Annotated in this window: 13 protein-coding genes; 6 read left to right on the forward strand and 7 right to left on the reverse strand. The window is 62.9% G+C overall.

All coding sequences use genetic code 11. The annotated features are described in order from the left end of the window. Positions 1–145: 145 nt before the first annotated feature. Positions 146–1,273, reverse strand: coding sequence for a class E sortase (locus J3U06_RS07875; RefSeq protein ID WP_267444840.1), 1,128 nt, complete (start codon positions 1,271–1,273; stop codon positions 146–148). Then, a complete protein-coding gene (locus J3U06_RS07880) occupies positions 1,274–2,026 on the reverse strand; it encodes a DUF881 domain-containing protein (protein ID WP_267444880.1) in 753 nt (250 codons plus the stop codon). Positions 2,027–2,116: 90 nt separating this feature from the next. Here J3U06_RS07880 and crgA point away from each other — a divergent pair, with 90 nt between their 5' ends. Then, a complete protein-coding gene (gene crgA, locus J3U06_RS07885) occupies positions 2,117–2,536 on the forward strand; it encodes a cell division protein CrgA (RefSeq protein ID WP_229133395.1) in 420 nt (139 codons plus the stop codon). 383 nt (positions 2,537–2,919) lie between these two features. Here the strand turns inward: crgA and J3U06_RS07890 are convergent, their stop codons facing one another. Beyond that, on the reverse strand, positions 2,920–3,681 hold the full coding sequence (locus J3U06_RS07890; RefSeq protein WP_267430898.1) for a rhomboid family intramembrane serine protease: 762 nt from the start codon (positions 3,679–3,681) through the stop codon (positions 2,920–2,922). Between the two features lie 153 nt (positions 3,682–3,834). Here J3U06_RS07890 and J3U06_RS07895 point away from each other — a divergent pair, with 153 nt between their 5' ends. Further along, complete coding sequence (locus J3U06_RS07895) at positions 3,835–4,065, forward strand: hypothetical protein (protein WP_015021110.1); 231 nt, start codon at positions 3,835–3,837, stop codon at positions 4,063–4,065. 134 nt (positions 4,066–4,199) lie between these two features. Beyond that, on the forward strand, positions 4,200–4,619 hold the full coding sequence (locus J3U06_RS07900) for a sterol carrier family protein (RefSeq protein WP_267430900.1): 420 nt from the start codon (positions 4,200–4,202) through the stop codon (positions 4,617–4,619). Positions 4,620–4,641: 22 nt separating this feature from the next. Here the strand turns inward: J3U06_RS07900 and J3U06_RS07905 are convergent, their stop codons facing one another. Then, complete coding sequence (locus J3U06_RS07905; protein WP_267444841.1) at positions 4,642–5,025, reverse strand: DUF3073 domain-containing protein; 384 nt, start codon at positions 5,023–5,025, stop codon at positions 4,642–4,644. Between the two features lie 153 nt (positions 5,026–5,178). Here J3U06_RS07905 and trpS point away from each other — a divergent pair, with 153 nt between their 5' ends. Beyond that, complete coding sequence (trpS, locus tag J3U06_RS07910) at positions 5,179–6,264, forward strand: tryptophan--tRNA ligase (protein WP_267444842.1); 1,086 nt, start codon at positions 5,179–5,181, stop codon at positions 6,262–6,264. On the opposite strand, the gene J3U06_RS07915 is transcribed toward trpS, so the two are convergent. Further along, positions 6,261–8,153, reverse strand: coding sequence for a threonine/serine ThrE exporter family protein (locus tag J3U06_RS07915; RefSeq protein ID WP_267444881.1), 1,893 nt, complete (start codon positions 8,151–8,153; stop codon positions 6,261–6,263). The two genes, trpS and J3U06_RS07915, sit on opposite strands and share 4 nt — an antisense overlap. Before the next feature lie 306 nt (positions 8,154–8,459). On the opposite strand from J3U06_RS07915, the gene J3U06_RS07920 reads away from it, so the two are divergent. Next, the gene (locus tag J3U06_RS07920) at positions 8,460–11,219 is read left to right on the forward strand and encodes a phosphoenolpyruvate carboxylase (protein WP_267401024.1); all 2,760 of its coding nucleotides are present in this window, start codon (positions 8,460–8,462) and stop codon (positions 11,217–11,219) included. A 277-nt stretch (positions 11,220–11,496) separates the two neighbouring features. Continuing rightward, complete coding sequence (locus tag J3U06_RS07925; RefSeq protein WP_267444843.1) at positions 11,497–14,826, forward strand: InlB B-repeat-containing protein; 3,330 nt, start codon at positions 11,497–11,499, stop codon at positions 14,824–14,826. Positions 14,827–15,121: 295 nt separating this feature from the next. Here J3U06_RS07925 and J3U06_RS07930 read toward each other — a convergent pair whose 3' ends face one another. Both J3U06_RS07930 and J3U06_RS07935 read right to left on the reverse strand, forming a co-directional pair. After that, positions 15,122–16,759: a glycoside hydrolase family 36 protein gene (locus J3U06_RS07930; RefSeq protein ID WP_267444844.1), complete on the reverse strand. Its 1,638-nt coding sequence runs from the start codon at positions 16,757–16,759 to the stop codon at positions 15,122–15,124. Between the two features lie 45 nt (positions 16,760–16,804). After that, positions 16,805–18,925: an alpha-galactosidase gene (locus tag J3U06_RS07935; protein ID WP_267444845.1), complete on the reverse strand. Its 2,121-nt coding sequence runs from the start codon at positions 18,923–18,925 to the stop codon at positions 16,805–16,807. Positions 18,926–18,989 lie beyond the last annotated feature (64 nt).

An 18,989-nucleotide genomic window follows, 5' to 3' on the forward strand; every position in this document is an offset into this window, starting at 1 on the left:
CCTTCCAGACCATGGCCACCGTGGTGTCTTAGATAAACCAGGGTAATCACTTCCGGCAGTCGGCAAGATATGACATCAATAAGCGGCGGGGCCGCAGGATCACATTGGATCCTGCGGCCCCGCCGCTCTTCCTATGCCGCCTAGGTCAGAAGGTGGAGTAGTTGGACATCTGTCTGAGCATGGGCACGTTGCTGGCCAACCATGGGAAGCCCCATTCCATCAGGGCGCAAACCAGAGTCAGCAGAAGCAGAATCAGCAGAAGCCATCGAATCGGGGCTATGCCGGGCTGGTGCCGCAGCAGCCAGCCGTAGAGGCTGATCATGGGCTGGGGCTTCTCGCCCTTGCGAATCTGCTTCAGCAAGGGGTACCGCCAGGCAGCCAGTGCCGCCAGGTAGATGATCAGATAGGCTGCTGCCAAAACCAGGAAGACCGGCTGCAGAGAACCCAGCCTGGCCATGATCGAGCCCTTGTCGTCGGCAAAGGCCACATTGCTGCCCCGGTCGCCCAGCAGTTCCTTGGGCACACCGTCTGACACCTTGGCCCAGTAGCCGAATTCGCCCCAGCTGATCCACCGATGGGTGGCCGTGGTGTATTTGGGCTCGCAGGTGGTCAGTGTGATCATGCGCCGATCAGGAGCGTCGTTGGGCGAATAAGGGTTGGGGGCGATGACGCTCACCTCTTCGGGCGAGACGATCTTGTAGCGGGTGTAGTGGTAGACGTACCAGTAATCCTTGGTGCGCAGAACGATGGCATCGCCCACTCGCAGCTCGTCTACATGGCCCAGCGGCTCACCATAGCCGGCACGGTGTCCGGCTATGGCCACGTTGCCCATCTCGCCCGGCATCTGCGTATTGGGGTAGTGCCCCAGTCCCGCGTAGGCCAGCTCTCGGGGCGACGTGCCCTGAACCACGTTGCGCTCCCAATGCTGTCCGAAACGAGGAATATAGGCCTGAGCCATCAGTTCACCCTCGGAGGCCTGCTTGGGCTGCACCGGCGGCGCCCCTTTCTGAGGCTTGGCCACCTTGCGGGTGTCGCCCGATCCCGGGTTGCTCCAGGAGGTCGAGGCCCGGGCCTGCAACTGCTGATGCTCGGACTGCACACCGGTCCACCAGAGCTGCCATACCACGTAGAGTGCGCAGATGACGGCCAGGGTAATCAGCAGCTCCCCTATGATTTCTGCAATGCCCACCAGCCAAGTTCGCCCTTTATCCGCCGGCTTATCGGCCGGCTTATCGGCCGGCGTTTTGTCGTTCTCCGAGTCTTCTGTCGTCATTTACCGTGCCTTCTCATCTAGCGATGCGTACTGGAGTGGCTGCAGGACAGCCGTCGTCTCAGGGAATCTCAGATTGTCCGAAGACTCGACATTCCAACCCAGACCCACCGTGTTCACATACTCCTTGTAAACGCGGATGGATGGCGAAGCATTCAGGGACTTGGTCATCCGATCGACTGGTCCTATGGCTGAAATCTTATATGGCGGCGAGTACTTTCGGCCGTGCAACAGCAGCACATTGCCCACGCATCGAACGGCCGTGGTGGGCAGCACCCGCTGATCCTGGATTCGCATGGACTCGGCTCCCCCGGCCCAGAGTGCGTTGACCACACTCTCCACATCCTGCTGGTGGATGACGTAATCGTTGATGTTGGCCGTCGACCCGTCGGACCCCACCTTCTGCTGCCAGAGCGGGGAATCGTTGAGGGTCACCGTCAGCCCCGGCCCCTGGACGGCCTTGAGCACCGTGCCCGAGCCGGGGTCCTCGCGGGACTGGTCCGAACTGCCCTTGTCATCGGTCAGGGTCTTCAGCGCGTTGATCTGCGAGCTCATGTCATTGATGTCCTTGCGCAGCTCGGCAGCCTTGTTCTGGCGCTCCTCCACCAGCCCGGCCGTATCCGAGGTGACCGTGACCGTCCTGTTGACGCGGATGTTGGTGGTCAGCATGTACCCCACCAAGGCGAGCACCACAGCCACGGACACTGTGCCGACCAGGGGCCTGCGCGCACCGTGCCGTCCCGTCCGTCTGGTCATAGGCATACCCTCATCCTCGTCTGCGATAGTATTACGTTCGAGTCTAACCGCTACTATGGCTTAGTAGATCTACTGAAGGAGAATAACCTCATGGCAGAGCATCAACTCCATGATGACGAGGACCAGGCGGTGGACGAGGCCAAGACCGCTGACACTGGTGAGGATGCCGAGGACGAGGAGTACGGCCTGTCCATGGACAAGGTGGAGGCCGTGCTCAACCAGAGCGTTGACAAAAAGCATATGACCCCGCAGATGCGTCGCATCGTGCAGCGACAGGAGGAGAACACCCGCCGCGTGGAGGACACCATCAAGAGCACCAAGGCTAATCCACGCTGGTTCGTGCCTCTCTTCGTCACGCTGATGGTGGTGGGCCTGATCTGGATCGTGGTCTACTACATCGCCTCCACTCGGGGCAATGTCTTCCCCATCCCCGGCATCGGCAACTGGAACCTGGCCGTAGGCTTTGGCATTCTGCTGGTCGGCTTCCTCATGACCATGTGGTGGCACTGATCCATCTGCCACATTGTTCTTTAGGGACCCCACAACCGCTCAGGCACGGCTGTGGGGTTCTTTGTATACCCATCCACACCTGAGCATCAGGCATGTGTGGATTCGGCTACTCAGCTCCACCGATTTCATCCACCAGTTCCAGACTCAAGCCAAAGTTATCCACAATCGCCCGAATTTCTCGTGGACGCACTAGGACACTCGTCCATAGCCCTACCGCTGATCAGATTCTGCCTTCACTTATCCACTTTTTGCTGCTATATATGCACCAGTTCTGGATACTTATTCCCAGGTTATCCACACGATTGTCAACAAATGTGGATAGATGACACCCATGTCATTTATCAATTACGGAAGGCAGCAACGCAGCAGACAGATGCCGATTTTCAGCGCATTGGGTTGACCATATTGCAGCCCAGAGCCAGTAGAACCAGGACCGCCAGGAAGATCAGCGTGGGCAGCAGCCAGGAGAGCAGGCCATGCACCCGCGAGCTAGGCCGGCCCATGTACAGCAGGGCCAGCATGAAGAGGCCGCCGACTATAAATCCGCCCACATGGTCCTGCCAGGCGATGCCGGGCACAAACAGGGGCATGCAGAAGTTGATGGCCATCCAGACCACCATGGAAACGATGTCAATCCCCAGACGGCGGTAAACCACCAGGATGGCGGCGAAGAGCCCGAAGAGTGCGCCCGAGGCCCCGATGGCCGAGGTGCCCCATCCATTGGGCGCCAGGACCGCATAGACCATCAGCCCCAGGTCTCCACCCAGCCCGCTGATCAGGTAGAGGGCCAGAAAACGCCCGTGCCCTATCAGATTTTCCAGCACCGGCCCCACAACCCAAAGGGTGATCATGTTGAAGAGGATATGCGAGACATTGGTGGCGTGCAGAAAAATGTTGGTCACAAACATCCAAGGCTCATGAATGGCCGTAATCGGCACGAAGGCCCAGTAGCCCAGCAAAAGCCGTTGATAGCGAAGCGGAGCCAACAGGTATAGGACCATCTGGATGACCCAGGCCACCATGCAGATCAGGGTGATGGCTATGGTCACCACCGGAGCATGGTCACCCCAGTGCCGCCGGATCCATCCCAGCGGCCCCCGACCATTCCCTCCGCCTGTGAAACCGGTGCCCATGCCATTGACCATGAACCTTACCTTACCTGACCATCCGGCCGGGGTGTGCGGTTTCCGTGCTGCAATGGCACCGATGCGCCCCACAGTTCGCCGCTTTCTACTAGGATGATGACTAGGTCGGTCGAAGTGGGCAGGACCGACGAAAGTCGTCGAAAGGAGCCAAACATGGAGAATTCATCTTCAAACGGCTGGAAGTTCTTTGCACTGCTCTTCGGCACGCTGCTGGCCGGCGTTGTCGCTCTGTTCGTATACAAGCAGCAGAACCCGGATTACGATCCCTGGGAGGAGCCCTGGGAGAACAGCTCATCGCCAGTCGACCTGGGCCTGGCCAAGGATGAGGAGGACAAGGGATCTGAGGATCCTGAGACCCCTCTGCAAGCGGGCGCACAGGCCTGACCGTTCCGGTCGGGAAGGAATCCGACCCAGCGTCAAGGACGTGAGGGCAACGGATTCCTTTTTTCATGCCTGATTGCGGCTTGACCCGCAGCCTGCCGGACACGCCTGTTGGGGCGGCGCGTCAGAATGGAGCCATGAGTGCCATACGGGAAGCAGACATGGAAGAGGGCCGCCGGGATTTTCTGGCCTGGCGCGATGCGGCCAAGGAGGTCGCGAATAAATTGGGCCCGGAAGGCGACCGACTATCAGTGGCCCCACAAACCGATAGACGCAGCAAGGCCATGGCCGTCCGCTATTCCCTGCACATGCTGGAAATCAAGGCCCCAGGCCCCGGCGTAGAGGTCAGAGTGGCACCTTGGGGAGCAGTCAAGATTCTGGATGGGCCGGCATCCGACCCGCATAACCTGACCCCGCCCGACGTCATCGAACTGGACCCGGATGTCTGGCTGCGGCTGGCCGCCGGCATCACCAGTTGGAGTGAAGAAGCCGCCGCCGGGCATATCAGCGCCGTGGGCGAGCGCGACGATCTGCACGAGCTGCTGCCACTGGTATGAGGCCGGCTACCTCTGCGGCCGGCTACTTGCTCGCGGACTCCTTGGATGCGCTCTTCTGATCCTTGCGGTGTTTGAGCGCGCTGGGCACGGGAATGGGTATGCGCTTGTGCGGCTTGGGCGTGGCCGGCATCTCTCCCGAGGTGGCCTTGGCAGCAACCTCGGCGGCCCACCGGGCGTAATCGTCCAGATCATCGTCCATGGAATCCTCGGGGTCCTGGCCCCCCGATTTGCGTGAATCCGACTTGGAGTATTCCTCTTCAACCATTTTGAAGGGATCTTTGCCCCTGGTTCCGGGTTCCTTGCTGCTGAGCTCTTTGGCCAGCTCGTCGTAATCCGTGTCCGTTGTCAGATATTTGAGCTTCCGGGCTATTTTCGTCTGCTTAGCCTTCTGACGTCCGCGGCCCATCCGACCCCCTTCGCCAGGTAACGTGCACTTAGGCAACTTGAATGTGAATTTGCATCATTTATGAGAGTACCACCTACGCATCTTGTCGGCTCGGACTTTTACCATAAAAGCAATTCCCAGAAGGACATTCGGCACGACGACGAGGGTGGGACCATGCAGGAAGAAGTCACAGCGGCAGGCAACGAGATCAGCGATAGCTTCAGAGCCGCCAAGCATCGGTCCGACCAGGTGCTGGCCGAGCTGGACAAGAATCCCAGCCGCTACACCATGCTGACCGGCGACCGCCCGACCGGCAGGCTCCATCTGGGCCATTACTTCGGCTCCATCCGCGAGCGCGTCCAGATGCAGAATCGCGGCGTACACACCAACATCGTCATCGCCGACTACCAGGTCATCACCGACCGGGACACCACCGAGCACATCCGCGACAACGTGCTCAACCTGGTGCTGGACTATCTGGCCGCAGGCATCGACCCCAAGAAGACCATGATCTTCACCCATTCGTCCACCCCTGCAGAGAACCAGCTGCTGCTGCCCTTCCTTTCCCTGGTGACCGAGGCCGAGCTTCACCGCAATCCCACCGTCAAGGCCGAGATGGAGGCCAGTGGCCACGCCCTGACCGGCCTGCTGCTGACCTACCCGGTCCACCAGGCCTGCGACATACTCTTCTGCAAGGCCAACGTAGTGCCCATCGGCAAGGACAACCTGCCGCATGTGGAGCTGACTCGGACCATCGCCCGCCGCTTCGATGAGCGCTACCACGGCCAGGCTCCGGTCTTCCCCGAGCCTGAGGCCATCCTGTCTGACACCCCTGAGATTCCAGGTCTGGACGGCCGCAAGATGAGCAAGTCCTACGGCAACTCCATCATGCTGGGCGCCACCGCGGAGGAGACAGCCAGGCTGATCCGCAAGTCCCCCACCGACTCCGAGCGCAGGATTACCTTCGACCCTGTCAACCGCCCCCAAGTCTCGGCCCTGCTGACCACGGCCGGCCTGGTGACCGACCGGAAGCCCGAGGATATCGCCGAGGAGATCGGCAATGCCGGCTCGGGCGCCCTCAAGGCCTATGTGACCAAGTCGGTCAACGAATTCCTGGCACCCCACCGCGAGCGCCGCGCCGAGCTGGCCAAGGACATGGACACCGTGCGCGACATCCTGGTTGAAGGCAACAAGCGTGCCAACCAGGTAGCCGAGGAGACTCTTGATCAGGTCCGCTCGGCCATGGGCATGCGCTACTAGACGTCGTACCGCCAGGAGCGGTCGGTCAGCACCCGAGCCGTAACCAGGCCGATAGGCAGGCAGATGATGACCATGAAGGCCCGGAAGGCCCAGTCCAGGGCGTTGAGCGTATTGAACTGCCCCAGGTAGAACATGGCCCGGTACATATACAGGCCGGGCACCATGATGACGATTGAGGGCACGGTCAGGCTGATTCTTGGATAGCCCAGATCGGGCGGCAGCAGGCCGTGGCGGACTGAGGAACGCCAGACCGTGGCCAGCATGCCAGCCAGAAAGGCGCCCAAAAAGGCGGCCATCTCAGGAGGAACGTGGAGCAGATCCTGCATCTCCAAGCGCATGGTGTCGGTCAGGGCGCCGATGACGGCGGCCACCAGGGCCATGCGCTGGGGTGAGTTGAAGAGGACCGAGAAGCCCCAGACCCCGCAGAAGGCTGCTACCAAGCGCAGGCCAGCCATCAGCCAGGGGCTCAGGTTCATGGGTTCAAAGCCCTGGGGGTTGAGCATGACCATCCTTGCTACGGCCCAGCCGCCCAGTGTGGCCACCAGGATGATCGAGAAGGCGTAGGTGATGCGCTGCACTCCCGAGGGGAAGTCCAGCTTGGCGATGTCCAGGCCGCCAGTGACCAGGGGGAAGCCGGGAATGACGAAGAGGATGGCGCCAATGTAAGCCGTGTCGTGCCTGAGAGCCACAGGGTCGAAGATACCCGCCAACCTCAGCGTGCCGACACAGGCCAGGGCGGCGATGATGACCGCCACTCCGGTGGCGAAGAACTGGTTGATCCGCCTGCCCAGCATCTGACGACGCACCCACTGTCCTATGCCAGCGCCGACGAAAGCTCCGGCCATGTCGTAGGGGCCGCCGCCCAGCAGGAAGACGAAGGCCGCGCAGGCCACGGCCGAGGCGAAGCCCGAGAAGAGGGGCGAGTAGAGGGGTCTGCGTCGCTCGATCAGGTCCAGGCGTTCATGCGCCTGTCGGACTGTGATGCCATCCGTAGCCCGCGTCTGCGAGGATGCGGACTCGTGAGAGGAAACAGGCCCATCGGAAGATACAGCCTCTTTGAAAGACGCGGACCAGACGGAAGACACCGACTGTTCGGAGGACGCGGCGCCCTCGGAAGACCTGGCCTTCTCACGCGCTCCGCCTTGAGTTGACGCAGATTGTCCGGAAGCGGGCCGCCCAGCCCCCGAATCGCGTCCTTGACTGGTTGCAGAAGATTCAGCGGCTGCAGAGCTGGCGGCACTCGAATCTGAATTCTCAACCACGTCAGCAGCAGAAGCGGAAGCGGCTTTGGGATCGTTGGAATCCTCGGACCGAGGCGTGGAGCCTACAGTGCCCAGACCGGCGGCCGTCCTGGTGTCCATGGCCGCCGCATCGATTCGGCTCTGGCTGATCTCGTCCTCGTTGTGCACAGCGGTGGCCACCACATCCTTGAGCGCCTTGGCCGCATCCTGGTCCTGGGCCAGCACCTCCTTGACCGCCTTGCGGGCCGCCGCGTAGATGTTCGGCTCGTCCAGGTTGTCCACCAATTCCCGGGAGACCACCGACATGGCGTGGTACGTCCCCGCCTGCCCGCACTTGACGCTGAGCCAGTCCGCGAAGTGCTCCAGCAGCCAGATCCGCTCGGTATTGACCCCCGTAGTGGGCAGGTCCACCACCTCGGTAATCCGAGACACGCCATCCGTGCAGGTGGCCTCGATGTCGGTCAGGTTCACGTCGGCCCGCACGTGCACGCCCATGGGGTAGGCAATCCTGTGCATCATCTCGCGCACGCGGAAGCTTCCCGTGCCGGCCCCCAGCTCCAGCATGCCCACCCGCACAATCAGACTGGTTTTGGCCGCGATGCAAGCCTCGACAATGGGCTTGTCGTAATCGCGTTCAATATCCTCCATGTCCAGCGGAATGGAGTGGGTGTGGTACTTGCTGACCCGTCTGACCTCGGCTGCGGTCCTGCCACGATAGCCATCCTTGGAACTTCTGCTCTTGAATTTCACACCCACATTCATACTCCACCCGGGTCACGTGCCCCTGCACCGCCGCATGGGACCATGAAACGTATTCGACCCGAAAACGTCCTAGAATGGGCCGCGAGCCATCGAATCGAAGGCTGTGGGCCTGCAACGCCGACCACCAATAACCGCGGAGGAGCCGTGGAATGGCCGAAGACCGGGCAACCTGCGATTCGACAAGGAGGACTGATGACAGATAGTAATCAGCAAATCACGGCTGCCGATGCGACCCTGGTCACATCCGGCACCGGGACCAAGGGGCCGGAGGAACGTAAGCTGCCTCAATCGTTGGACGAGGACATGGCCTTGTGCCTGCGGCTGCTCAGGGATGTCTTGGGGGAGTTCGATCAACAGCTGCTCAAGCGGTTCGATTCCCTGCGCGAGGACGTAATGACGGCCAGCGCCGAGCACTTCAACCGCCACCCCTCGGACCCCGTGCCTGACGAGGACGGCCTGTCCAAGGCCGTGGCCCTGATCGACGACACCTCAGTCAAGGATTCCCAGCTGCTGGCCCGCGCCCTGACCACCTACTTCCACCTGGCCAACCTCTGCGAAGAGAACTACCGGGTGAAGGTCCTGCATGAGCGTGAGGGCAAGGTGAACCTTGAGGCCAAGGGCACCGATCCCATCAACGAGATGACCAGCGCCTACAGCCAGCTCCTTCAGGAGATGGGCCCGGCCAAGGCTTTAGAATTGCTGGAGAAGCTGGAGTTCCACCCCGTCTTCACCGCCCACCCCACCGAGGCGCGGCGCAAGGCCGTGGAGGGCAAGATCCGGCGCATCGCCAACCTGCTGGCCGTTCGCCGTGGTCTGGGCGGTTCCGAACTGGAGGAGAACGAGCGTCTGCTGCATAACGAGATCGACGCCCTCTTCCGGACTTCGCCCATCGCAGCCAAGAAGCCGACGCCCGTCGAAGAGGCGAACACCATCCTGGATATCTTCGACTCCACGCTCTTCGAGACCATTCCCAGGGTCTACCGCCGCTTCGATGACTGGATGCTGGGCAGGAAGGCCGGCATGGTCAAGCCGGTCTGCCCTGCTTTCTTCCACCCGGGCAGCTGGATCGGCTCCGACCGTGACGGCAACCCCAATGTGACTGCCAAGGTCTCGCGCAAAGTAGCCCGCAAGTTCTCGGACCACATGCTCAAGGCCTTGGTCAAGGCCACCACCACCGTGGGCCGCAACATGACCATGGAGGTGACCACCACACCCCCCAGCCCCGAGCTGAGGAGCCTGTGGAGCCACCAGAAGGAGATGAGCGAACGGCTGACCGATCGGGCCGCCACCATCTCTCACAACGAACTGCACCGTGCCGTAGTCCTGGTCATCGCAGACCGCCTGCAGGCCACCATCCAGCGTGACGCCGACCTCATGTATGCCGACTGTGACGACTTCATCGCCGACCTGCGCGTGGTCCAGGACTCCCTGGCCAAGGCGGGCGCGGTCCGTCAGGCCTACGGCCCCTTGCAGGATCTGATCTGGCAGGCCCAGACCTTCGGCTTCCACATGGTGGAGATGGAGTTCCGCCAGCACTCCCTGGTCCACGCCCGCGCCCTGGAGGATATCCGTGAGCATGGCCTGCATGGCGAGCGCGGCGAGCTGCAGCCCATGACCCACGAGGTGCTCGACACCTTCCGGGCCCTGGGAGCCATCCAGAAGCGCAACGGCCAGAAGGCCGCCCGCCGCTACATCATCTCCTTCACCAAGTCGGCGCAGAACGTCAAGGACGTCTACGAGCTCAACCGGCTGGCCTTCGAACATGCCGAGGACGTGCCGGTCATCGACGTGATCCCCCTGTTCGAACAGCTGGAGGATTTGCAGAACTCGGTGGACGTGCTGGAGGAGATCATCAAGATCCCCGAGGTACAGGCCCGGCTCAAGGAGACCGGCAACAAGATGGAGGTCATGCTGGGCTATTCCGACTCCTCCAAGGATGCCGGCCCTGTCTCGGCGACCCTGGCCCTGCACTCCGCCCAGGAGCGCATCGCCAAGTGGGCTGAGAGCCATGACATTGACCTGACCCTCTTCCACGGACGCGGCGGCGCCGTAGGCCGTGGAGGCGGCCCTGCCAACCGGGCCGTGCTGGCCCAGCCTGTGGGTTCGGTGAACTGCCGGTTCAAGCTGACCGAACAGGGCGAGGTCATCTTCGCCCGCTACGGCAACCCGGTCCTGGCCATCCGCCACATCGAGTCCGTGGCTGCGGCCACCCTGCTCCAATCCGCGCCCAGCGTGGAGGAGCGCAACACCACTATGACCGAGAAGTACGCGGATATGGCCGACGAACTGGACCAAGCCGCACACGAGCGCTTCCTGGACCTGCTGCATACTCCGGACTTCGCCCCTTGGTTCTCCATCGTGACGCCTCTGAACGAGATCGGCCTGCTGCCCATCGGCTCCCGGCCTGCCAAGCGTGGTCTGGGCGCCAAGTCCCTGGACGATCTGCGGACCATACCCTGGGTCTTCTCCTGGGCACAGGCCCGAATCAACCTGGCCGCCTGGTACGGCCTGGGCACCGCCTGCGAGAAGTTCGGCGACCTGGATACCCTGCGTCAGGCCTACGAGGAGTGGCCGCTCTTCAGCACCTTCATCGACAACATCGAGATGAGCCTGGCCAAGACCGACGAGCGTATCGCCAAGATGTACCTCTCCCTGGGCGACCGGGACGACCTGAGCCAGAAGGTCCTCTCGGAGATGGAGCTGACCCGCAAGTGGGTTCTGCAGATCGTGGGCGACGAGTGGCCCCTGCAGCACCGCCACGTGCTGGGCCAGGCCATCCGAATCCGCTCTCCATATGTGGACGCCCTGTCGGTGACCCAGGTGCGCGCCTTGCGTGCCCTGCGTCGTCGCAACGACAAGGAGGAGCTCAGCAAGAGCCAACAGGCCGACTTCATCTACCTGATCCTCTGCACCGTTTCGGGAGTCGCCGCCGGTCTGCAGAACACCGGCTGATCCGCGCCAGGCAGTCCAGCTGCGGAGCTCGGCTCTCCCGCATATTGCAGGAGGCGGGGCTCCTCCTGTATTCACGCAGGCATGGCCGTCAAGCGGCGGAACCGCAGAAGCTGCGAACGCTTGTCTCCCCCATGCGCGACCGAGGACGTCGCCGGGCATTTGTGGTGGTATAGTGTTGATGGTCGGTGTGGGGGCAATTGGTTTGGGACTGCTGTGTTGGCTACTCTGCCTTAGGGGATGACAGGCGACGGCTGACGTTGCCGGCGAAGGGGTTGTCATGCGTTTAAGGTCCAGACTACGCCAGCTGATGCTGGCGCTGGTCCTGCTGATCCTGCTGTCAAGCTTGGGCGTAGTGGCCGCTGCCGCAGGAGGCTCGGCTGCTGTTGCCGACAAGACGAAACCTTCTATCCCCGCCGGGGAGGAGCAGTCCTTCCGCCTAACGGACGGGTCCTCAGCCGTCTCGCCTTCCCCTCGTGGTGAGGGGGGCGTGTCTGTCTCGCCTTCCCCCTTGGCGGATGCCGGGACATCCGTCGGCAGACCTTCGTCCTCGTCGGTAACTGGCGGCCAGACCGTGCACGCGGTGCGCTTCGATCCTGCAAACGGAAGTGCGCCAGTGAGGTCAACTGTGCGGGAGGGGGGTCTCGCCAGCCCTCCCGCGAATCCCCAGCGCGACGGCTACAGATTCGACGGATGGATGCAGGAGGGCAGGCTCTTCGATTTCCGGACCCCCGTCCTTCAAGATATGGTCCTGACTGCCCAGTGGGCCCGAAGTGGGGACTGGACGCTCAGCCCGGATCGCGGACCCGCCGCAGGCGGCATCCACCTGACCATCAACCCGCCCTCCGGGCAAGAGCCGACCCTAACCTGCGTCCAGGCTTCCGGCGGCAGACTGACAGCCCTGAGCGGAGACGGCAGCTTGTACACATGGACCGCGACCTCCTCGCTCACGCGTCTGCCCGCCCCCGCCCAGGCCGGGAGCGAGTTTCGCTACCTGCAGGCCGTCTCAGTCGGAGACTGGCAGATGATCCTGGGCTCCGACCAGCAGATCTACGTCTGGACCGCTTCTCATCCCACCCCCGTCCCCTTGGACGCGGGACGTGGCACCCGGTACATGCACATCAGCGGCAATGGAGAATGGCTCATGGCCGTGGACCGGCAGGGCCGCGTCCACGTCTTCCAAACAGGCCGGCAGGACCACGGCCCTTCTACCCTGAGGCAAGCCGAAACAGTCCTGCCTCAGGGTAGACGGGCCGTGCTCGCGGTCGCCTCAGCCGGCCGACTCCTGGCCGTGGACGAGGACGGGCAGGCCTGGTCATGGAGCCCCGGTCAAGCAGACCCGCACATCACACGCATCAGTCAGAATCCGTCCAGACGCATTATCCAGGCCGAGCCCCTCAGCCAGGGGATCCTCCTTCTGGACGCAGACGGCCAGGCCCACTGGCTGGCTGACGAAGCGAACGACGCTAATCCAGTCAACTTGACCGGCGGCAGACCGGCCAGCCTAATCAACACCAACGAGGGTCAGGCCGTGATCACGGACGCAGACGGACACCTCTGGGCCTGGAAACCAGGCGAGCCCACAGCCCGCATCCACGACGACGGGCGCGTCTGGACACAAGCCACCAGCGCGGACGGCAGAATCACCGCCCTGGATAGGCAGGGCGGCCTCGCCTCATGGAGTCCAGGCCAGACCAGCAAACCAGTCGTCATCACCATTGCCTCGCCCCCGCTGCTGGAGGCGGCCAGCCTTGACGGCCAGCCCCTCAGACTCACTTGGATCCGCAATGCCTGGCAGGCCACCACACCCGCCCATAAGCCCGGACCAGCGAGCATCGCCATCTCTGGCAGGCAAGCCGGACAGCCCTTTGCCGAAAATCTCGAATACACCTTCGAACAAGATGCTGGCCAGACCCCGGGCCTCGCCCGGACGGCCCAGCCAGACGCGGCCTTCACTGTCAGCTTTGACACAGCCGGGGGCAGCCCCCAGCCCGTCAGCCAACAAATCGCCAGCCCCTACCAAAGAGTCAGACGGCCCACACCCGACCCGGAACGAGACGGCTTCCTGTTCGACGGATGGTTCAATGGCAAGGCTGCCTACGACTTCAGCAGACCCGTCACTCAGAACCTCGCTCTTACCGCCCACTGGACACCTGACACCTGGGCCATCAACCCGGAGCAAGGCAGTCAGCTCGGCGGACAGGCCACAACCATCACCCCCCCAGCCACCCGCGGCATCCAATTCAACCAAATCAGCAGCGGGCCCGACACCAGTCATTCCTTGGCCATAAGTAGCGACGGCAACGCCTATGCCTGGGGAAGCAACAGCAACGGCCAGCTCGGCGACGGCACCACCATCGACAGGAGCGCACCAATCACCGTCAGAAAACCCGCGGGAACATCAAAGGACTTCACCTACACGCAAGTCAGCGCTGCAGGCCCCCACTCTCTGGCCATAGGCAGCGACGGATACGTATACGCCTGGGGGCGGAACCAGTATGGCGAACTCGGCAACAACAGCACCAGCGACTCACACGTCCCCGTGCGCGTGCGCGACCCAGCCCACCCCAACGACCCCAACACCGGACTCAAAGCCATACAAGTCAGCAGCGGGGGCTCTCACTCCGTAGCCTTGGGCAGCGATGGATACGTATACGCTTGGGGGTATAACAAGTGGGGCCAGCTTGGCAACGGCAACAAGACCGGCAGCGACTCACACGTCCCCGTGCGCGTGCGCGACCCAACCCACCCCAACGACCCCAACACCGGACTCAAAGCCACACAAATCAGCGGCGGGAACTGGCATAGCTTGGCCATAGACCAGGAAGGTAACGCTTGGACGTGGGGATATAATGACTGGGGCCAGCTTGGCAACAACACCGGCGCTGACTGGCTCGGCGTGAATTCCGTCCCCGTGCGCGTGCGCGACCCAGCCCACCCCAACGACCCCAACACCGGACTCAAAGCCACACAAATCAGCGGCGGAGGCGATGACTCACTGGCTGTCGGCAGCGACGGGTACGCATACGCCTGGGGATGGAACCAGTATGGCGAACTCGGCAACAACAGCACCAGCGACTCACACGTCCCCGTGCGCGTGCGCGACCCAGCCCACCCCAACGACCCCAACACCGGACTCAAAGCCACACAGGCCATCGGTGCAGGCTTCTATCATTCTCTGGCTTTCGATGACCAGGAGGGGAGCATTTGGGCATGGGGATACAATGGTGACGGCGAACTCGGCAACAACAGCACCGTCAGCTCGAATGTTCCAGTGCAGGTGAAGTCCAGCCTGGCACCGATCATCACCGCAGCCAGGTTCGATGCCTCCCCCGCTGCCATCAGCCGGTCCCGCACCGCCAGCAACACCGTCACGGCGGTGACCCCGCCCCATCAGCCCGGCCCGGTGACCGTCAGCATCGACTACACACTAGGCGGCACAGGTCCCACCATGACCAACACCTCACTGACCTATACCTACCAACCCCTGGCCCTGCCCAAGGCGGGAGGAGCAGGCATCCTGCTCACCCTGACTGCCGGAGCCACCGGCACAGGCGCCATCCTGGCCTCACGGCGGCGCCGACACGAGCAAGCCCGCACCGGCCGCTGAAAAGCAAACCAGGACAGGGCTGTGCCATAGTCTCCGCACAATGGCACAGCCCAACCACTTCGCACAATGGAGCAGAAAAGAAAAGCATGAGCCAGCTGCCGGATAAGCAGTCGAAGACGCGATGCGCGCAGGCTCGTCCTGGAAGAGTCTGATAAAACAGGCTCATGCATTCAATGCATTTGCCACTGTACCTTTTGCAAGTATGGTCAGATTTCCATCACTGCAATTCGGCGAACTGGCGGTTGCGCCCACCCCAACCGAGCGCGCCCGCCATGTACGCCTATGCCAATTACCTCTATACGGCTGAAAGGTACCCATCGTAGCGCTCAGGCATGTCAGCGAATTCCAGGCCAGCCGGCTGATACCAGGAGTATCGGCGGGTGCCGCCGTCGTCAGTCCAAATCTCAGGGCAGTCGTTGACCAGCCAGTCCGAGGGAAGGGCATGGGTGCCACCGGTTGAGGCCAGGGCCAAGGCCTGCCTGAGCTGGCCCTCTTGGTCGGTGGTCAGACTGTCGGGGCGAGCCGAGAAGAAGAGTGGAGTGCCGGTCCGCGCTAAGAGGTCCATCCACTGGCGGTTGAGCTTCCAGTCGATTGAGTCGGATATGCCCACGCAGTCGGCGTCGGTGGCGTAGAAGCTCCCGTTCTGTGGCAGGCGGAAGGCCAGGGTGTTGACCCCGATCTGCCTGGTCCGCTCCCACTGCAGGCCGCTGGTGTCGTCGCCGGTCCGGTTGATCTGCATGAAGCCGACGCCCAGATGTCCGACCACGTTGCAGCCCTGGACCAGCATCCCGGTCTCAGCGGCCTGCTCGAAGATGGCCCGGTAGAGCTGCTTGACCACCTGGGCGCTGGTCAGGCTCCGGTCGTAGAAGTGCCAGCCGTCCGGGCTGGGCCAGGGGTTCATCTGGAAGCCCCACCTGCCCAGCAGGTCGAAGGTGCTGAAATCGTGCTTGACCAGCTGGTAGCCCCACTCCCCCAGCTGGGCGATGTCCTGGCGGATGTAGTCCAGGGCCTGCGGGTTCGAGGGGTCCAGGCATCCATTGTGCGGAAGCTTCCACTGGTCGGCAATGATCTCGTCCTCGTTGAGAAGCGGACGGTACCAGATGCCGGGCTTGATGCCCATGGCCTTGATCTGGTCGGCCAGGGCGCCCATGTCTCCGAACTTCTCGTTGCCACGCCGCCAGGGACCGCCGTTGTAGTCCTCAAGCCGGTGGTGGTCCTGCCACCCGTCGTCCACGACCATGGTAGGGCGGTTGGCGCTGCCCTGGGTCAGGGAGGCCAAATACTCGGCATCGGCAAGAATCCGTGAGCGGCTGGAGTCCCCGTAGGCGTAGTACCAGTTGTTGCTCCCGTAGACTGGCTCGGTGGGTATGAGGCCCTTGCGGCTGATCCGGGAGCAGAAGTCACTGGCCACAGCAAAGACCGGACCACCAGCCCGCTCCTGAAGCGGATATTGCAGGCAAACGATGGTGGCCGCTTCAAGCTCCCTGCCGTCCAGGACCAGGCCTGTGCCTCCATTGCGCAGATCAAGGAAGAGGGTGACACCGGCCGTATCGACCTGCCAGAAGCAGAAGGCGTTGGCCCCGGTGACCACCCCGTACCCCTCGGCCTGCTCCTGACCCACCGCCAAGAAGTACCAGGGCATGAACCGGTTGGCACGCATGGTCTGGAAACCCATGCGGCCGTAGCCGCGCTCCCAGGCGTCGCCCAGGTAGAAGTCATCGGAGGGCATGGGCCTGGTCCAGCGCAGCACCAGGGACCGGATGGGGGTTGAACCGGCGGTCAGGCTGACTGTCAGAGCGGACCCGCCCTTAAGGCTGGCCCTCACGTCAGGGGCTGTGTGAAAGCGTCTTCCCGCAGGCACAGTCTCCCTGTCGGCATCGGTGGTCAGCGTGATCCAATCCGGCTCTCCAAGGCTAAGGCTGGTTGGGTTCATGACTCAGTGCTCCTTCATCCCTGTGGTGTGGCAGACGGCGGCGGGTCAGACCCGGACCAGGTCGATCAGGCGGATGGTCTCGGGCTGGCAACGGGGTATGCGGATACCCACACGCTCCAGATAGGTGCCGGTGACCTCGGCGGTGCCCAGCGGACCTGTTGGATCCAAATGCTCCAACGAGGCCCTGGGCTTGGCGGGGCCGGTCCAGGTGAGCCGATACCGCGCCATGGGATCCAGACCGGGAATACGTAGACAAACACCACGATTATGCAGGGATTCATCCAACTGGACATGGGCCAGGATGGCGCGGCTGCGGTCGGGGGCCACCACGCCATGGGCCAGCGCCGAGGGGTCAGCCAGGTCCAGGCGAACCACGCGGCCGGAGTGGAGGAAGCCGCGGTTGACCTTGTACCAGGCGATCCATTCCTTGAGCCGCTCCAGGTCCTCCTCGCTGGCCTGGCGAATGTCCCACTCGATGCCCATGGACCCGAAGACGGCCGTGGCGGCCCGGAAATCCAGGCTGTAGGTTCTGCCGGTCTGCTGGGAGGAGGGCTGGGAGATGTGGGCGCCGATGTACTCGGGGGCCACGGTCTGCTCGGTCCAGCGCTGGATCAGCTGCCTGCTCAGGGCATCGGTCATGTCGGAGTTCCAGAAGCGGCGGATCTTTTCGATCACGCCCAGGTCGATGCGGCCGCCGCCCGAGGCGCAGGACTCCCACTCCACCTCAGGGAAGCGAGTGCGGAGGGCGTCCAGAAGGTGGTAGTAAGCCAGGGTCTGCTCGTGGATGGCCGGCGCGCCCCCATGGACCTGTGAGCCGGCCTCAAGAAGGTCGCGGTTGTGGTCCCACTTGACGTAGTCGATTTGGCAGGACCCCAGAACCTCGGTCATGGCCTCCAGCACATGGTTGAAGGCCTGGGGGTTGGTCAGGTCTAGGACCAGCTGGTTGCGCTGCAGCTCCGGGTTTCTGGAGGATGCCCTCATGACCCACTCAGGATGGTCGCGGAAGGCATCCGAATCAGGATTGATCATCTCCGGCTCGAACCAGAGGCCGAACTGCATCCCTAGCTTGTGGACATAATCAACTAAAGGCTCCAGACCCTGGGGCCAGACAGCAGGATCCACCCACCAGTCGCCTAGACCGGCCTTGTCGTCCCGGCGCAGGTGGAACCAGCCGTCGTCCAGAACAAGGCGCTCCACTCCGATGCGGGCGGCCCGGTCGGCCAGGTCGCGCAGGGTATTGAAGTCGTGGTTGAAGGCGATGGCCTCCCAGACGTTCAGGATGACCGGCTGCTCGCGCGGATGCTCGGTTAGGGTGCGCTCCCAGGCGTGCAGGCTGTTCATGATCGGATCCATGCCATGGTCGGAGGCGGTGACCACGATCCAGGGCGTGCTGTACTCCTGGCCCTGGTCCAAGACCACCTCGCCGGGCAGGAGGAGCTCGCCAGCGCTGACGCCGGCCGGGGTGGCGCTGTTCCGGTCCACCCGGAGCACGGTGTTGCCGCTCCAGGCCGGCTGGACGCAGAGCACCCTGCCATGGTGGAAGTTGAACCCGGGGGTGCCCACCATGATTACGGGCCCTTCGAAGCCGGTGCGGCCCCAACGAAACTCACGCACCCAGGCCCCGTCGGCCATATCATGACGCTGGGGGCTGCGCTCACGCTCGTGCCTACCGGCGAAGTCCAGAATCTGGGTCTGCTGGTCGTCCAGGGGCAGGCGGATCTCCAGACCCTCCAGCAGGAAGGGATCGGCGCCCAGGTTGCGCAGGGTGTGACGAATCCGCAGGGAGCCGCCGGCCATGGCCTCCACCCTGGTCTTCAAGCCAAGCTGGGCACCCTCGTCGCGAGCCTTGATGATCAGCGAGTCGGCGGTCTGCTCGGGCCGGCCCTCGACCAGGAATCGTGGCGACCAGGAACGACCGGCCTGGAAGCCCTCGGAGCCCTGCGTGATCCGATGCCCGGTCAGGCCCGGATGCAGGTAGGTGTTCTGCGCATGCTCCAGCAGCAGGGGCGAATGGGTTGAGGCCCAGACGGGGCTCTGTTCCAAGCCATCCAGGTCGGGGCCTGCATACAGCCCTCTGATGTCAGGAATATCGGCACCCGGCGTAACGGGCCCCAGGGCCATATAGGTGAGTGGCTGATCCGAATGGACCGACTGTGGAAAGAGCATGAAAAATCCTTTGGTGACTACGGCACAAATGTGCAAAAACAACGATGCTTGATGAGCCAGTGAG

Source organism: Bifidobacterium sp. B4142 (genome assembly GCF_026537325.1).
In the GTDB taxonomy this organism is placed as follows: domain Bacteria; phylum Actinomycetota; class Actinomycetes; order Actinomycetales; family Bifidobacteriaceae; genus Bombiscardovia.

Coding starts and splice junctions, on each gene's coding strand:
- J3U06_RS07875 (WP_267444840.1), bottom strand. CDS start 1,273: ATGACGACAGAAGACTCGGAGAACGACAAAACGCCGGCCGATAAGCCG.
- J3U06_RS07880 (WP_267444880.1), bottom strand. CDS start 2,026: ATGACCAGACGGACGGGACGGCACGGTGCGCGCAGGCCCCTGGTCGGC.
- crgA (WP_229133395.1), top strand. CDS start 2,117: ATGGCAGAGCATCAACTCCATGATGACGAGGACCAGGCGGTGGACGAG.
- J3U06_RS07890 (WP_267430898.1), bottom strand. CDS start 3,681: ATGGTCAATGGCATGGGCACCGGTTTCACAGGCGGAGGGAATGGTCGG.
- J3U06_RS07895 (WP_015021110.1), top strand. CDS start 3,835: ATGGAGAATTCATCTTCAAACGGCTGGAAGTTCTTTGCACTGCTCTTC.
- J3U06_RS07900 (WP_267430900.1), top strand. CDS start 4,200: ATGAGTGCCATACGGGAAGCAGACATGGAAGAGGGCCGCCGGGATTTT.
- J3U06_RS07905 (WP_267444841.1), bottom strand. CDS start 5,025: ATGGGCCGCGGACGTCAGAAGGCTAAGCAGACGAAAATAGCCCGGAAG.
- trpS (WP_267444842.1), top strand. CDS start 5,179: ATGCAGGAAGAAGTCACAGCGGCAGGCAACGAGATCAGCGATAGCTTC.
- J3U06_RS07915 (WP_267444881.1), bottom strand. CDS start 8,153: ATGGAGGATATTGAACGCGATTACGACAAGCCCATTGTCGAGGCTTGC.
- J3U06_RS07920 (WP_267401024.1), top strand. CDS start 8,460: ATGACAGATAGTAATCAGCAAATCACGGCTGCCGATGCGACCCTGGTC.
- J3U06_RS07925 (WP_267444843.1), top strand. CDS start 11,497: ATGCGTTTAAGGTCCAGACTACGCCAGCTGATGCTGGCGCTGGTCCTG.
- J3U06_RS07930 (WP_267444844.1), bottom strand. CDS start 16,759: ATGAACCCAACCAGCCTTAGCCTTGGAGAGCCGGATTGGATCACGCTG.
- J3U06_RS07935 (WP_267444845.1), bottom strand. CDS start 18,925: ATGCTCTTTCCACAGTCGGTCCATTCGGATCAGCCACTCACCTATATG.